This is a genomic window from Pseudomonas sp. 31 R 17 (assembly GCF_900004915.1).
Taxonomy (GTDB): domain Bacteria; phylum Pseudomonadota; class Gammaproteobacteria; order Pseudomonadales; family Pseudomonadaceae; genus Aquipseudomonas; species Aquipseudomonas orientalis_A.
This window is the reverse complement of the sequence record NZ_CVTN01000031.1, coordinates 43,515-58,394: the sequence shown is the minus strand read 5'-3', so window position 1 is coordinate 58,394 and position 14,880 is coordinate 43,515. Positions and strand designations below refer to the sequence as shown.

Below are 14,880 nucleotides of genomic sequence, written 5' to 3'. Positions count from 1 at the left end.
ACTTTTCGCCTCTCTCGCGACTCACAACTGGGAGCGATCACGCCGGCAGAGCGTGGCGTAAAACCGGATTAGCCCCAGGAGATTGAGATGACTGAAGCACACTTGACTGACGTTGCGACCCTGCGCAGCCGCGCCCGCCAGAACGTCGAAAACGGTGCCGTGACCGAAGGCTATGACGCCGACCGCGAAGAAATTATCCGCCTGCTCAACGCATCGCTGGCCACCGAACTGGTCTGCGTATTGCGCTACAAGCGTCACTACTTCATGGCCAGCGGCCTGAAAGCCAGCGTCGCCGCCGATGAATTCCTGGAGCACGCCACCCAGGAAGCCGAACACGCCGATAAACTTGCCGAGCGCATCGTGCAGTTGGGCGGCGAGCCGGAATTCAACCCCGACCTGCTGTCGAAGAACTCCCACGCGCAATACGTGGCGGGCAACTCGCTGAAAGAAATGGTCTACGAAGACCTGGTGGCCGAGCGGATCGCGGTAGACAGCTACCGTGAAATCATTCAGTACATCGGTGATAAAGACCCGACCACCCGTCGCATCTTCGAAGACATCCTGGCCCAGGAAGAAGAACACGCCGACGACATGGCGGATATTCTGGAAGGCCTGTAATCAGCCGCACAGCACTACCCATGTGGGAGGGGGCTTGCTCTCGATAGCGGTGTTTCAGTCAAAGATTGATTGGCTGATATACCGCTATCGGGGGCAAGCCCCCTCCCACATTTGGTTTCAGGGGCAGTCAGTTACTTCACGGTCTTGGGCGCCTTGCCTTCTCTCATCTGTTGCAGCAACGGTGCACACGCATTCGGCTCGCCGCCGCTTGGCGCGACCAAGGCGAGCAACCCGGCCGCAGGACCTGCGATCACACCCAGGGCGACCATGCCCGCGCCACGCAGTGCCAGGGGGATGGCCTTGACGCCGGCATTGGGCTTGATGAACGGCCCGTTCACATACAACGGCGAGCGCAGGGAGAACAGGCGGAAGCCCTTGGACTCCGGCGTGATCGTCATGTCCAACTGCTCGGTCGCCATATTCGCCGTGCCATCGACGTAGATGATCGCGTTCTCGGTATCGAACACAAACAAGCGGGTTGTCGCCAGGCCGGTCTTGATGCCGAAGTCCGCCGCAGCGCAGTTGATCTTCACTTCCTTGTCGCCAAACAGGCGTCCCACCACGTAATTGCCCACGTTGAGGCCGGCGATTTCCATCAGGCTACGGCTGATCGCACCGTCGTTGATCAGCATCTTCAGGTCACCGTTGGAGGTGCCCAGCAGCGCTGCCACGGAGTTGCCGCGCCCGGCAATATCGGCGTCGCCGTTGAGTTCGCCGAAGCTGGTTTTCATCGGCTCAAAGCTTGGGAACAACTGCTTGAGCTTGAAGTTACGCGCCGTGAGCTTCGCCCGGCCTTCCATTGGCGTGGTGCGGCCGTTCAAGCGGATCTGCGCATCGAGCTTGCCGCCGGCCACGCCGAAGCGCAGGGGTTCAAGGCTCAGCTCACCGTCGTTGAGCACAAGGTGCGTATAAAGGTCGGTGAACGGCAGCTCGGCGCTGTGCACGATGCGTTTGCCGGTGAATTCCACGTCGGCATCCATGTCGCGCCAGCGCTCGGTGCGGAACTCTTCAACCGGCAGCACCTTGGTTGCCGGTTGCTTGCTTTCACCGCCGCGGGCTTTCTGCTTGGCGTTGGAGTCGGCGCCGATCAAGGGCGCCAGGTCGTCCATCAGCAGTTGATTGGACACCAGCGCGCCGCTGAGCTTGGGCCGTGGCTGGCTGGCCACGTAGGCCAGGTCGCCGTGGATATCGCTGTTGCCGATCTTGCCGTTGAAGTTTTCATAGCGAAAGGACGCGCCGCTGGTTTCATGCAGCTTGGCGATCAGATGACCGTCGGTTGAATAGGCCGGCGAATCGGGCAACGTCACGCCGGTCAGCGGGTAGAGGTTGCCCAGGCTGGCACCGGCGAGTTTGAGGCGCAGGTCCAGGGCGCCGAGGTTCAGCGGGTCGGTCAGGGTGCCGGCCAGGGCGATGCTGGTGTCGCCGATCTTGACCTGGGCCTGCAGCGGGAACGGCTTGGCCGCGTCCTGCAGGGCGAGCAGGCCGCCGATCTTGCCGGTGCCGGCGAGCGCCTGGCCATGGTACTGGCCCTTGACCTTGAGGCCGAACGCGTAGTCCTGGGGGGCCGAGCCTTTTTCCAGGGCTTTTTTGGCATCCGCGTCGCCGACGATTGCACCGAAGGGGATCGGCTTGCCCAGCGGGTCGATGATCACATCGAGCCGGGTCTTGAGGGTCTGGTCGTCGAGGGTGACGTGGCCTTTGTCGAAGCCGATGGCGCCGATATCCACCACCCAGTTCGAAGGCTCGGCGTCGGGGTCCTTGGGGTCGAACTTGAAGGTCCAGTTGGCGCGTCCGTCGGCCAGGCGCTGCAAGTCGGCGCTCGGCTCGGTAAGGTCGATACGCGGGATCACCACGCGTTGTGCCAGCAACGCCAAGGGTGAAATACGCAATTCGACCTTCTTGAGCGTGACCATCTGCGGTTGCTTGGACCAATCGGGATTGCCCAGGCTCAGGTCTTCGGCAATCACGTGGGGCCAGGGCACCCAGGCCCGCCAGCCGCCCTCGTCGGGCTCACGCTGCCACACCACCGCCAGGTTACCGTTGATGGCGAACGGGCGGTGCAACTCTTCGGAGACCTTGGCATTAAGGGGCGGCTTGATGCGGTTCCAGTCAAAAAACACCAGGACCAATACCGCAATGGCAATTAACAGAACGAAGCTGGCGCAGCACCAGGCGACGATTTTTCGAGTGCGCGTCATTGCACAAAACTCCTGATTACGACTGGCTGGGCAACAGCCTTTGAAACAGCTTATAGGACTACGACTGGCAAAGTGCCCGGGGGTTTAACGCAACGGTCGATTTAGCCGAAAAAAGCGATTTTCCTGATCGATCAGACCGTTTCCGCTCATCAACCACGCACCATTGTTACCCAGGTGCGTGTCGAAAATACCCACTACGGTGCAAAACCGCGTGCTTGAGAGGCGCGAGCTAGAGCCTCCCGCGAGAACAATCAATTCTGTTGATTATTACCATTGTGTTTATGAACTTTTATATCGACTTATCAAGAGTAGCATTAGCCCTGTACCCACTTTATCGCCCTCCCGAGGAGCAACCATCATGAAACGCCAAGTACTTGCTACCGTCCTGTTATCCGTCCTGGCTTCCAGTGCCTTTGCCCTGCCAGCCGCCGAACAGGCCACCCCACAGAACCAGTCCCAGGCCGTGCAGTCGAGCCAGACCCTGGCCCGCAGCGGTTCGCAGGAAGATGAAAACCGTGACTACGCCAAAGGCGCTGTCGCTGAAAACGGTTCGGAGCAGGCCAACAAACGTGCCTACACCGAAGGCCTGACTGAAGGTGGCAACGACCGCCTGCAGGAAAAAGGTCTGGTAGAAGGCGGCGCTGAACAAGCCAATGACCGTGCCTACACCCAGGGTATCGCTGAAGGCGGTGCCGACCGTCTGCAAGAACTGCATCAAGCACAGAGCTAAGCCCGTGGTGGCCCAGAAAAAAGCCCGATCTACCGATCGGGCTTTTGCTTTTCTATAGACCGCGTCACGTCTGCCCCCGTCAAGTTCGACGCCGGCAAAGCGCTTTTGCTAGAGTGCGTCGTTGTACTCGCCGACAAAGCCCATCCGCTCATGCTGCCCCGCGCCGAACAGAAGCAACAGACTCGCCTCGCCTTGATGGACGCTGCCCGCCATCTGATGGAGTGTGGCCGTGGGTTTGGCAGCCTGAGCCTGCGCGAAGTGGCCAAGACAGCGGGCATCGTGCCCACCGGCTTCTATCGCCATTTTGCCGACATGGACCAGCTTGGGCTCGCGTTGGTCAGTGAAGTCGGCCAGACATTCCGCGCCACGATTCGCCTGGTGCGCCACAACGAATTCGTCATGGGCGGGATCATCGATGCGTCCGTGCGGATCTTTCTCGATGTGGTCTCGGCCAACCGTTCCCAATTCCTGTTCCTGGCCCGCGAACAATACGGCGGTTGCCTGGCCGTGCGCCAAGCCATCGGCGCGCTGCGCGAAGACATCACCCGCGACCTGGCGGCCGACCTTACGCTGATGCCCAAGCTGCAGCACCTGGACGCCGACGGCTTGCACGTGATGGCCGACCTGATCGTCAAAAGTGTATTTGCCACCCTGCCCGACATCATCGACCCTCCCGCCCAGGCCTTGCCTGCCCACCTCACGCCCCAGGCGAAGATCACCCAGCAATTGCGCTTTATCTTTATCGGCCTCAAGCATTGGCAAGGCCTGGGCAGCACCGAGTAGAACGATCAGCCGGCCTTGTGAAAGCGCTTGGCGGTGGTGTAGTGCCTGTTCCAGTAGCTATTGCTCAACGAATCGATACGCACGTTCTTGCCGGTACGCGGTGAATGGATAAATTTGCCATCGCCGATATACAGCCCGACGTGACTGACCCGTCCCTGCCCATTGCCTTTGAAAAAGACCGCGTCGCCCGGCTTCAACGCCGCGCGCTTGATGGTCGCGGCCGTTGAGCGGTGCATCGCAGCCGTGGTGCGCGGCAGCTGGATATTGGCTTGGGTCTTGAACAGATAGACCAGGAAACTGCTGCAATCGAACCCTTGCTCGGTGGACGTACCGCCCCACTTGTAGGGCGTACCGAGCAGTTGATGGGCGCGGTCGATCACGTTTTCGACCGAAGACGGTGCATGGGCGGAAACAAACGTCGGCGGCTGTTGAAGAGTGGCCGAGGCTGAGGAAATAAGACAAGACAGGCTGACAATGACAGAACAGATAAGTGACTTGAACATGATGAACATCGCGACGGATTAAACACGGCGCGAATCTTAAAGAACCACCACGTAAGCTCACGAAGGCCGATTCTCTGGCTCTTGTAGGATTATTCCTTAAAGCCAAAATGACGAATTGTATGAAAGATGTTTCATGCAATACGTCGGCTTACTCCACGCAAAATGCCCCTTCCTGGTGCCGAGCGCCGCTCAAGCGCACCAAATTGCAACGCGCTCGCCCTTTACGAATGCTCTGCCGTGTAGCGCTCGCGCCCTGCTGACAGGGATTTCCTACGCGCCTGCCGGGTTGGCAAGGCCCTTGCTCTACCACCTTTATAGCCCCTTTATCGTTAATAGCTGGAAACCCTCCGATGCTGGTGATCCACCGCCGAATCGCCCCCCAGGCCCTCTGGTCCGCCGAGCTGCTGCTGAACTTCGAAGCCCGCAGCAAAAGCCGCCTGCGCTGTTTCAGTGCCGACGGTGAAGACGTCGGCCTGTTTTTGGAGCGTGGGCAACCGCCGCTGCACGATGGCGAATTCCTGCAAGCCGAGGACGGACGCGTCGTACGTGTCTGCGCGCGCCCTGAACAACTGCTGCACGTCACCTGCCGCAACGCCTTTGAACTGACCCGCGCGGCCTATCACTTGGGCAATCGCCATGTCGCCCTGCAGGTCGGCGATGGCTGGCTGCGCCTGCTCGATGACTATGTGCTCAAGGCCATGCTGGAACAGCTGGGCGCCGATGCGCACCCCATCGAAGCGCCCTTCCAGCCCGAGCACGGCGCCTATGGCGGCGGTCATCATCACTCGCGCCATGGTGACGAAGACTTCAATTACGCGCCCAAACTGCATCAGTTCGGCGTGCGTCCATGAACCCGGCCTGGGCGCTGTTGCGCCTGGCCAGTCCGCAATTGCCGATTGGCGGCTACAGCTACTCCCAGGGCCTGGAAATGGCGGTGGAGAACGGCCGCGTCAACGATGCCGCCAGCGCGCGACGCTGGATCAGCGACCAATTGCTGCTCAACCTCGCACGTTTCGAAGCGCCATTGCTGCTCGCCCACTGCCGCGCCGCAGCGGAACAGGCCTGGCCGCGCCTGGCGCAGTTGTGTGAAGAACACCGTGCCAGCCGCGAAACCCGCGAGCTGTATCAGGAGAGCCGGCAGATGGGCTACTCCCTGCAACAACTGCTCAGTGGTCTGCCGGAGTTGGACGCCGACGCCCGTGATTTCCTTGACCAACAGCCTGAACCCCATCTGGCCCTTGGCTGGGCCCTGGCCGCACGGGCCTGGGCCATCCGCCCCGACGACGCCCTCGCCGCATGGCTCTGGAGCTGGCTGGAAAACCAGTTGGCCGTGCTGATGAAAACCTTGCCCCTGGGCCAGCAAGCCGCGCAGCGCCTGACCAGCGAACTGCTGCCGCTGTTGCAGCAGGCCCAGCACGAGGCTGGCCGCGTCGAACCCGATCACCTTGGCAGCGCCGCGTTTGGCCTGTCTTTGGCGTGCATGGCCCACGAGCGCCAGTACAGCCGCCTGTTCCGTTCCTGAGTCTTTTTTGGAGAACCCACCATGAACACACAACCCCTGCGCGTCGGCATCGGCGGCCCGGTCGGCTCCGGCAAGACCGCCCTGACCCTGGCCCTGTGCCTGGCGCTGCGCGACCGCTACAACCTGGCGGTGGTCACCAACGACATCTACACCCGCGAAGACGCTGATTTTTTGGTGCGCAACCAGGCCCTGGCACCGGAACGCATCATCGGCGTGGAAACCGGCGGCTGCCCGCACACGGCGATCCGCGAAGATGCCTCGATCAACCTGGAGGCGGTGGACCAGCTCAACCGCCGCTTTCCCGGCCTGGACCTGATTCTGGTGGAGTCCGGCGGCGACAACCTGTCGGCGACGTTCAGCCCCGAGCTGTCGGACCTCACCATCTACGTGATCGATGTGTCCGCCGGCGACAAGCTGCCGCGCAAGGGCGGGCCCGGTATTTGCAAATCCGACCTGCTGGTGATCAACAAAATCGACCTCGCGCCGCTGGTGGGCGCCTCGCTGGAATTGATGAACAGCGACACCCAACGCATGCGCAATGGCAAACCCTTTGTGTTCAGCAATCAGAAAACCGGCGTCGGCCTGGATGAAATCGTCGCCTTTATCGAACGTCAAGGCCTGCTGACCGCTGCCTGATTCCCCTACGGAGCCTGTTTATGAACCTCAAGAAACTGTTCGCCACCGCCGCGCTGCTGCTGGCCCCCGCCCTCGCCTTCGCTCACCCGGGCCACGGCGACAATGGCCTGGTCGCCGGTATCAGCCACCCATTGGGCGGGCTCGACCACCTGCTGGCCATGGTTGCGGTCGGCCTGTGGGCGGCGCAGCAAAAAGGCAACGCACGCTGGGCGCTGCCGTGTGCCTTTGTCGGCACCATGTTGATCGGTGGCATGCTCGGTTTTGAAGGCCTGCAACTGCCGGCACTGGAAAGCGGGATCGCCGCATCGGTGCTGGCGCTGGGCCTGGCGGTAGCGCTGGCAGTGCGGCCACCGCTGTGGGTGGCGGTGGGGGCAACGGCGTTGTTTGCATTGTTCCATGGCGTGGCCCATGGCCTGGAACTGCCGGACATGTCCAGCCCCTGGGCGTACGCGGCAGGGTTTGTCGGCGCGACGGCTGCGTTGCATGCGGCGGGTTACGCGGTGGTGCGTTTCCTGCCTGCGGCGGCGGCACCGTTGGTACGGGTGGCGGGGGCGGCTTCGGCGGCGACTGGAGTCTGGTTGCTGGCGGGCTGATCTTCAGCGCTGCTGAAGGCCTCATCGGGGCATCTACACAACTTTGTAGCGCTCAACCGTAACCACGATGCGAAGCGAGTCGCCCTTGATCTTGATCTGCTTTTGATCTTGATCTCAGGCGCCCCGTTAAACCACGCTGGCCGAACGCAGGCTTGAATCCGTGGGCAACCCGGCAGGACGCCGGGTTAGCCGCCCCGCGCCATGGATGGCGCGTGGCGGCGGCCCACGGATTCAAGCCTGCGTTCGGGCACACCGAGCCTGGGCGAGGTGCCGAGTGGTGGGGCAAGAGCGTTTTGCTTACTTTTGCGCTTTTCAAAAGTGAGCCGCTGTAAAAGCGGAACCCATAGCAGCCGTTACCGCAGAAACGGATATGTACTCGGTCCAATCCACCATCTTGGTAGGCCCTGAGGCCGCCATCGGGGGCAAGCCCCCTCCCACATTTGACGGTATTCACAAATCAAAGGTGGGAGGGGGCTTGCCCCCGATAGCGGCGCCACAGACACCACAGTTCCCAAGCCTGATAACATGCGCGCCACACCCCTGCCGTGACGACGCCAGCCAATGCCCATCGCTTCTCCACCCGCTTTGAATTCCGTGCTCACGCACTTCCATGACCTGATCGTGCCGCTGTGGCAGGGCCCGGGCTGGAATGCCGACCTGGCACTACCGTTTGAGGCGCTGGACGCCAATCATCAGCCACTGCCCCCGCAACGCTACCGCGCCATGGCCTGCGCCCGCCAGTTGTACCTGTTTGCCAGCCTGATCGGCGAGCCCGGCACGGACTTCGCGCAAGCGCGTGCGGCGCAATTGTTCCGTTCCCTGCAACAGCATTTCCACGACGCCGAACACGGCGGCTGGTTCTACAGCATCGACCCGACCGGGCAGCCACTGGACAAACGCAAAGACCTCTACACCCACGCCTTTATCATCTTTGCCTGCGCCCAATACTGGGCCAAGGTACGTGAACCCTTGGTGGAGTCGGTGCTCAACGCCGCGCTGGAAGTGGTCGCCCAACGCTTCGCCACCGGTGACGGCCTGTATGAAGCGGTGCTGGACCGCAACTGGGCCTCGCTCAAGTCCGGCCCGTTGCAAAACCCGTTGATGCACCTGGCCGAAGGCTTCCTTGCCACCCTCGCGGTGCGTGAGGACGCCGAGGTACAAGCGGCCTTGCTGGCATTGGCGACGGCCATGCAACAACGCTTCATCGACCGCGAACATGGCGTGATGCTGGAAAAACCGCTGGGTGCTGTGGATAACTGGTTTGAACCGGGGCACCAGTTCGAATGGTTCTTTTTGCTCGAGTCCTCGCCCGTACTGCGCGGCACACCGCTGCATGCGTCGCTGACACGGGCGTTCGCCTATGCCGAACACACCGGTGTGGATAAGTTGAGCGGTGCGGTCAGTGGCATGCTTTCAGTGGATGGCACGGTGCGCGACGGCACCCAGCGTATCTGGGCCCAGGCCGAGTACCTGCGGGCATTGACCTTGCGCCCCGGCAGCGAGGCGGTGCTGCAGCGTCAATTGCTGGCGCTGCAAGAGCATTTCCTGCATGAGAAGGGCTGGCATGAATGCCTGGATGCCGAGGGTCAGGTGAGCCGGAGGGATATGCCGTCTACCACGCCTTATCATTTGGCGACTTGCTATCAGGGTCTGATCCAGTATTTGGGCTGATCTTCAGGGCCTCATCGGGGGCAAGTCGAATCGTCGCACCGCCCCTCCCACATTTGACTGTATTCACAAATCAAAGGTGGGACGGGGCTTGCCCCCGATAGCCTCACCTCGGTCTAACAGCCCTCACGCAATCCACTTGCGATCCCCAGTAAAACTGATCGTCAACCAGCGCGCCGCATCCGGCGTGCCCAGCGCTGTGGATATCTCTTCGCGCAACCCGTCGAGGGTCGCGACCTTATCCACCGGGTAATCGGCCGGCAACACCACATGAATTTCAATGAATCGTGCCCGCCCGTGCTTCTGCACGTAGGACACGTAGTCGTCGAAGCCATGCCTGGCCTGCGCCGCGTCCATCACTTCGCGCACGGTGTCGTCCAAGTGATCCGGGGCAATCCCCAGCACCTCACGCAAGGCCGGGCGCAGGATCTTGAACGCCGGCGCCAGCATGCTCAGGGCCAGCAGAATCAGGATCAGCGGGTCGACGTACACCGCCCACTCGCCATAGCCCTGGGACTTGAGCACCAGTGCCGCCAGAAAGCTGATCAGCAAACCCACCGACAGCATAGCGTCCACCAGCCAGCTGATGTTGTCGAACTGGATCAGCGATGACTTGAGCGTGCGATTGCGGTAACGCACATAGAAGAAGTAAGCAAATTCCACCACGGTAAACACCGCCGCATACACGATCACCAGCCCCAACTCGATGTCGCGACCGCCATTGATGATGCCGAACACACCGTTGAGAAACGCATAGATGGCGATCAGCAGCAGGAAGCTGCCTTCGATCAACAGCACCATCGGCTCCAGGTGCCAGTAGCCAAACTGGAAACGCTCGTTGCTTTTCTTGGCGATCAGCTTGGCCGTGATCAGCATCAGCACCTTGATGGCGGTGGCGATCAGCGAGAAAAAGCCGTCGAACAGAATGGATTGGGCGCCGGATATCACACCCGTGCCAATCCCGGCGATCGCGACGGCGAACATCAGGATGGTCGATTGTTTGAGCAGTGCCTGCTCACCTCGGTTACTCACATTTCCTCCCGTCAAAACCTTTAGACCGCACAGTGCGGAGGGGTTTTCAGGGGTGGAGTGTACCTTATGGCCTGTTTTTGGCCGATTTGACGCCATCGGGGGCAAGCCCCCTCCCACACTTGAATGGATTACAAATCAAAATCTGTGAACCCGATCCAATGTGGGAGGGGGCTTGCCCCCGATGGCAGCGCCTCGGTCTAAAGCCTTACTTGGCCCCACGCTCAATCGCAAACCCAGCCCAGGTCTGGCTCACCGGCATCAACTCCAGCCGGTTGATATTCACGTGCGCCGGGGTGTTGAGCACCCAGAAGATTGTGTCGGCAATATCCTGCGGCTGGATCGGCTCGGCGCCGGCATAGGTCGCGTCATAGCGCGCCTGATCCCCACCGAAACGCACCAGGGAAAACTCACTCTCACACAGGCCCGGCTCGATGTTGGTCACACGCACGCCAGTGCCTTGCAGGTCGCAGCGCAGGTTCAGCGAGAATTGCTTTACGAACGCCTTGGAGCCGCCATACACGTGGCTGCCCGGGTAGGGGTAGCTGCCGGCGATGGAACCCAGGTTGATGATCCCGGCGCCACGGCCATGGGCGATCAGGCGCGGCAGCAGCAGGTGGGTAGTGGTCAACAGGCCCTTGATATTGGTGTCGACCATGGTTTCCCAATCGTCGAGGTTGCACTTGGGCGCAGGGTCGGTGCCCACGGCCAGGCCGGCGTTGTTGATCAGCCCGCGCAGCGTGGCGAACGATGGCGGCAGGCTGGCGATGGCCTCTTCCATGCCTTGGCGATCACGCACGTCCACCACCAGGCCATGCACTTCGGTCTGACGGGAGAGCTCTTCGACCAGCGCGTTCAAGCGCTCGGCACGCCGGCCGGTGAGCACCAGTTTCCAGCCGGCCTCGGCAAAACGGCGGGCGCAGGCTTCACCGAAACCTGATGTGGCGCCAGTAATAAACAGCGTGTCGGACATGGTGTTCTCCTTGCGGGCAACGAAAAAAGTTGCCAGCAGAATGCCCTTACGCCGCCGTTGCGGCAACCGCTATACGCACACCTACATGCTGGCTTGATCATTTTTTAACCACACCTGGCAGCGCTATATGAATCGCGGCCTGCAGCCATGTACGCGCAGGTTATCCACAACTGCGCCCACAGTCTTTGGGGGCAAGTGCACATCGCCTCGGGCCACGGTATACAAGGCTTGCAGGTGTTTGCGGAAAGTTTTTTGCTTGACCAGAACGCAAGGCGTATGCAGGCAATTTCACTCGATGGGATACGAACGATGGCTACAGGCCAGTCATTCCGGCCTCTGCGGCGGTCTTTCCAGAGTTTAGTCACAGACTTATCCACAGGCTGAACTGACCTGTTTCGGTCATATACCTGTGTCTTTAAACAGGTTGACAAAACCCTCGGACGGTCGTGAAAAAGCCCCTGATCAAAAAACGACCACAAGCCTGTAGGCCACGTATTCAAAGGCTTGCAGCCAGGTACTCCCACGTTACCCACAGCCGGTTCCACAGTGGATGGGGACAAGTCAAAACTGTGACAAAACAGGGATTTGCGGCGGCTATATGTCGCGCTTTGGAGGAGGGCTGGAATTGTTTTCCACAATTTCAAAAGCCACTCGAAATCAAATGTGGGAGGGGGCTTGCCCCCGATGGCGGTGGGTCAGTGTCAGATGTGCTGACTGACGAATCGCTATCGGGGGCAAGCCCCCTCCCACAGGGTATTGCGCAGTCAGTGACCGCCGAGGTAGGCGTTGCGCACTTCCTCGTTCACCAGCAATTCCTTGCCGCTCCCCGTCAGGCGAATCTCACCGTTGACCATCACATACGCCCGGTCCGAGAGGCGCAGGGCGTGGTTGGCGTTCTGCTCCACCAGAAAGATGGTCATCCCGGTGGAGGCCAGCTCGCGCAGGGTGGAAAAGATCTGCTTCACCACAATCGGCGCCAGGCCCAGGCTCGGCTCATCGAGCAGTAACAGCCTGGGCCGGCTCATCAGCGCGCGGGCGATGGCGAGCATTTGCTGCTCGCCGCCGGACATGGTCATCGCCCGCTGGTTGCGCCGCTCCTTGAGCCGTGGGAACAGCTCGAACATGCGCTGCATGTCCTCACCGGCGAACTTGTCGCCAATGGGAATGGTGCCCATCAGTAGGTTTTCCTCGACGGTCATGTCGGGGAATACCCGCCGCCCCTCCGGCGACTGCGCGATGCCGTTGGAGGCAATGTAGTGGGACGACTTGTGGGTGATGTCCACGCCGTTATAGAGAATCTGCCCCGACTCGGCCCGAGGCTGGCCGAAGATCGACATCAGCAGCGTGGATTTGCCCGCGCCGTTGGAGCCGATCAGGCTGACGGTTTCGCCTTCGTTGATGTGCAGCGAGACTTTTTTCAGGGCCTGGATCGGGCCGTAGAACACGTCCAGGTCCTTCATTTCGAGGATAGGCCCGCTCATACCAGCTCCTCTTCGTCCGCGCCCAGGTAGGCGGCAATCACTTTCGGGTCGTTGCGGATCGCGTCCGGCCCGCCCTCGGCGATCACGTTGCCGTGGTCCAGCACCACGATGTGGTCGGAAATACTCATCACCATGCCCATGTCGTGTTCGATCAGCACCACCGTGAGGTCGTGTTCGTCGCGCAGCAGGCGAATCATCGCACTGAGGGCTTCGGTTTCCTGCGGGTTGAGGCCCGCTGCCGGTTCGTCCAGGCAGATGATCTGCGGTCGCGTGCACATGGCACGGGCGATTTCCAGGCGGCGCTGCTGGCCGTAGGAAAGCTCGCCAGCAAGACGGTTGGCGCAGTCCACCAGGTCGACCACTTCCAGCCAGTAAAAGGCGTGGTCGAGCGCATCGCTTTCAGCCTTGCGGTAGCCCTTGGTGTTGAGGATGCCCGCGAGCATATTGCGGTTGACCCACATGTGCTGGGCCACCAGCAGGTTTTCCAGCACCGACATTTCCTTGAACAGGCGAATGTTCTGGAAGGTCCGCGCCAGGCCGGCGCGGTTCACCAGGTGGGTGCCGCCGAACATTTTGTAGTACACGCGGCTGAGGAAGCTTTTGGGCGACACAAAGTCGGTGGCCTGGAAACGCTCGCCAAGCAGTTGGATCACGTTGGTCTGCTTGCCGCGCACGTTGAGTTCGATCTTGCCGCCGCTGGCCTTGTAGAAGCCGGTGAGGCAGTTGAACACCGTGGTCTTGCCGGCGCCGTTGGGGCCGATCAGGGCAAAGATCGAGTTGCGTTCAACCTTGAGGCTCACATCACTCAGGGCCTTGATGCCACCGAAGTGCATCATCAGGTGTTCGACGGACAGCACGACTTCCTTGCTCATGGCGCCACCCCCTTGCGTGGTGTCACACCCGTGCGGCTGATCCGAATCAGGCCACGCGGTCTCCAGATCATCATCACCACCATCAACACGCCAAACAACAGCACGCGGTATTCGGAGAAACTGCGCAGCAGTTCCGGCGCCACGGTCAGCACGAACGCCGCGATGACTACGCCGACCGTCGAGCCCATGCCGCCCAGCACCACAATGGCCAGAATCAACGCCGACTCGAAGAAGGTAAACGACGACGGGTTGACGAACCCCTGGTAGCTGGCAAAGAACACCCCGGCCAACCCGGCGGTGGAAGCGCCGATGGTGAACGCCGAGAGTTTGACCAGCACGTGATTCAGGCCCATGGACCGGCAGGCGATTTCATCTTCGCGCAAGGCTTCCCAGGCGCGACCCACCGGCATACGGGTCAGGCGATGCTTGATGTACAGCACGGCCAGTACCACCAGGAACAGCACGATGTAGATGAACATGAACTTGATGTTGGGGTTGTAATCGAGACCGAAGAACTCGTGGAACGGAATCCCGCCATCTTTGGCACGCTTGCCGAACTCAAGGCCCAGGAACGTCGGCGAAGGCACCGGCATCCCGTTTGGCCCGCCGGTAAACGACAGCCAGTTGTTCAGCACCAGGCGAATGATTTCACCAAAGCCCAGGGTCACGATGGCCAGGTAGTCCCCGTGCATTCGCAGCACCGGGAATCCGAGTATGCACCCCGCCAAAGCCGCCGCGATCGCCGCCAGTGGCAGCACGCTCCAGAAGCCCAGGCCGAGGTATTGATAACCCAGCGCCAGGCCGTAGGCGCCGATGGCGTAGAACGCCACGTAACCCAGGTCGAGCAGACCGGCCAGGCCCACCACGATGTTCAGCCCCAGGCCGAGCAACACGTAGATCAACCCGAGGATCACCACGGTGAGCAGGTACTTGTTGGCGAAAATCGGGAACACGATGGCGATCACGATCAGTGCCGGAATGATCCAGCGCAGCCGCGATTTGTAGTCCGGCGGCAACACGTGCACGCCGGAGCCGCTGCTTTCGAAACCCTGCAGGATCTTCACGCCCTTGGGGGTTTGCAGGAACAGGCTCAAGGCAAAACGCCCGGCCATCACAATGGCGACCAACGTGGCAACGCGCGCAGGTTCCAGGTTGAAGCTGTAGCCGTCGAGCACCACGCCTACGATCGGGCCGAACACGATCAGCGAAATCAGCCCGGCGAGGACCGTATCGACCACGCTTTTCTTGATATCAATGGATTTGGCAGCAGACAT

Annotated in this window: 15 protein-coding genes; 8 read left to right on the top strand and 7 right to left on the bottom strand. The window is 61.0% G+C overall.

Translation table 11 applies throughout. The features are described 5' to 3' along the window. Positions 1 to 87 precede the first annotated feature (87 nt). Positions 88 to 618, top strand: a complete 531-nt coding sequence (locus tag BFP89_RS01105; RefSeq protein ID WP_065883376.1) for a ferritin-like domain-containing protein — start codon at positions 88 to 90, stop codon at positions 616 to 618. Between the two features lie 131 nt (positions 619 to 749). Here the strand turns inward: BFP89_RS01105 and BFP89_RS01100 are convergent, their stop codons facing one another. Further along, positions 750 to 2,816: an AsmA family protein gene (locus tag BFP89_RS01100; protein ID WP_065883375.1), complete on the bottom strand. Its 2,067-nt coding sequence runs from the start codon at positions 2,814 to 2,816 to the stop codon at positions 750 to 752. Between the two features lie 358 nt (positions 2,817 to 3,174). Here BFP89_RS01100 and BFP89_RS01095 point away from each other — a divergent pair, with 358 nt between their 5' ends. After that, the gene (locus BFP89_RS01095) at positions 3,175 to 3,546 is read left to right on the top strand and encodes a hypothetical protein (RefSeq protein WP_065883373.1); all 372 of its coding nucleotides are present in this window, start codon (positions 3,175 to 3,177) and stop codon (positions 3,544 to 3,546) included. A 150-nt stretch (positions 3,547 to 3,696) separates the two neighbouring features. Next, positions 3,697 to 4,329: a TetR family transcriptional regulator gene (locus BFP89_RS01090; protein WP_065883368.1), complete on the top strand. Its 633-nt coding sequence runs from the start codon at positions 3,697 to 3,699 to the stop codon at positions 4,327 to 4,329. A gap of 5 nt (positions 4,330 to 4,334) precedes the next feature. Here BFP89_RS01090 and BFP89_RS01085 read toward each other — a convergent pair whose 3' ends face one another. Next, positions 4,335 to 4,832 carry a C40 family peptidase gene (locus BFP89_RS01085; RefSeq protein ID WP_065883473.1) on the bottom strand — a complete coding sequence of 166 codons (498 nt, stop codon included), beginning with the start codon at positions 4,830 to 4,832 and terminating at the stop codon, positions 4,335 to 4,337. Between the two features lie 350 nt (positions 4,833 to 5,182). On the opposite strand from BFP89_RS01085, the gene ureE reads away from it, so the two are divergent. The 5 genes from ureE (at position 5,183) to BFP89_RS01060 (ending at position 9,254) form a co-directional block, all read left to right on the top strand. After that, the gene (gene ureE, locus BFP89_RS01080) at positions 5,183 to 5,683 is read left to right on the top strand and encodes an urease accessory protein UreE (RefSeq protein ID WP_065883367.1); all 501 of its coding nucleotides are present in this window, start codon (positions 5,183 to 5,185) and stop codon (positions 5,681 to 5,683) included. After that, positions 5,680 to 6,354 carry an urease accessory protein UreF gene (locus tag BFP89_RS01075; RefSeq protein WP_065883366.1) on the top strand — a complete coding sequence of 225 codons (675 nt, stop codon included), beginning with the start codon at positions 5,680 to 5,682 and terminating at the stop codon, positions 6,352 to 6,354. Before ureE ends, BFP89_RS01075 begins: the two co-directional genes overlap by 4 nt. Positions 6,355 to 6,375: 21 nt before the next feature. Continuing rightward, positions 6,376 to 6,990 carry an urease accessory protein UreG gene (gene ureG / locus BFP89_RS01070; protein ID WP_017849719.1) on the top strand — a complete coding sequence of 205 codons (615 nt, stop codon included), beginning with the start codon at positions 6,376 to 6,378 and terminating at the stop codon, positions 6,988 to 6,990. Positions 6,991 to 7,010: 20 nt separating this feature from the next. Continuing rightward, positions 7,011 to 7,583, top strand: coding sequence for a HupE/UreJ family protein (locus BFP89_RS01065; protein WP_065883363.1), 573 nt, complete (start codon positions 7,011 to 7,013; stop codon positions 7,581 to 7,583). A gap of 561 nt (positions 7,584 to 8,144) precedes the next feature. Continuing rightward, a complete protein-coding gene (locus BFP89_RS01060; RefSeq protein ID WP_065883362.1) occupies positions 8,145 to 9,254 on the top strand; it encodes an AGE family epimerase/isomerase in 1,110 nt (369 codons plus the stop codon). A gap of 123 nt (positions 9,255 to 9,377) precedes the next feature. Here the strand turns inward: BFP89_RS01060 and BFP89_RS01055 are convergent, their stop codons facing one another. From BFP89_RS01055 to livM, 5 genes are all read right to left on the bottom strand, one after another. Further along, positions 9,378 to 10,283 carry a cation diffusion facilitator family transporter gene (locus BFP89_RS01055; protein ID WP_065883360.1) on the bottom strand — a complete coding sequence of 302 codons (906 nt, stop codon included), beginning with the start codon at positions 10,281 to 10,283 and terminating at the stop codon, positions 9,378 to 9,380. 205 nt (positions 10,284 to 10,488) lie between these two features. Continuing rightward, positions 10,489 to 11,253: an SDR family oxidoreductase gene (locus BFP89_RS01050; protein ID WP_065883359.1), complete on the bottom strand. Its 765-nt coding sequence runs from the start codon at positions 11,251 to 11,253 to the stop codon at positions 10,489 to 10,491. 764 nt (positions 11,254 to 12,017) lie between these two features. Then, positions 12,018 to 12,734, bottom strand: coding sequence for an ABC transporter ATP-binding protein (locus BFP89_RS01045; RefSeq protein WP_065883357.1), 717 nt, complete (start codon positions 12,732 to 12,734; stop codon positions 12,018 to 12,020). Further along, the gene (locus BFP89_RS01040; protein WP_065883356.1) at positions 12,731 to 13,606 is read right to left on the bottom strand and encodes an ABC transporter ATP-binding protein; all 876 of its coding nucleotides are present in this window, start codon (positions 13,604 to 13,606) and stop codon (positions 12,731 to 12,733) included. The genes BFP89_RS01045 and BFP89_RS01040 overlap by 4 nt, the downstream gene beginning before the upstream one ends. Beyond that, entirely contained in the window at positions 13,603 to 14,880 is a 1,278-nt protein-coding gene (livM, locus tag BFP89_RS01035; RefSeq protein WP_065883355.1) for a high-affinity branched-chain amino acid ABC transporter permease LivM, read from the bottom strand. The genes BFP89_RS01040 and livM overlap by 4 nt, the downstream gene beginning before the upstream one ends.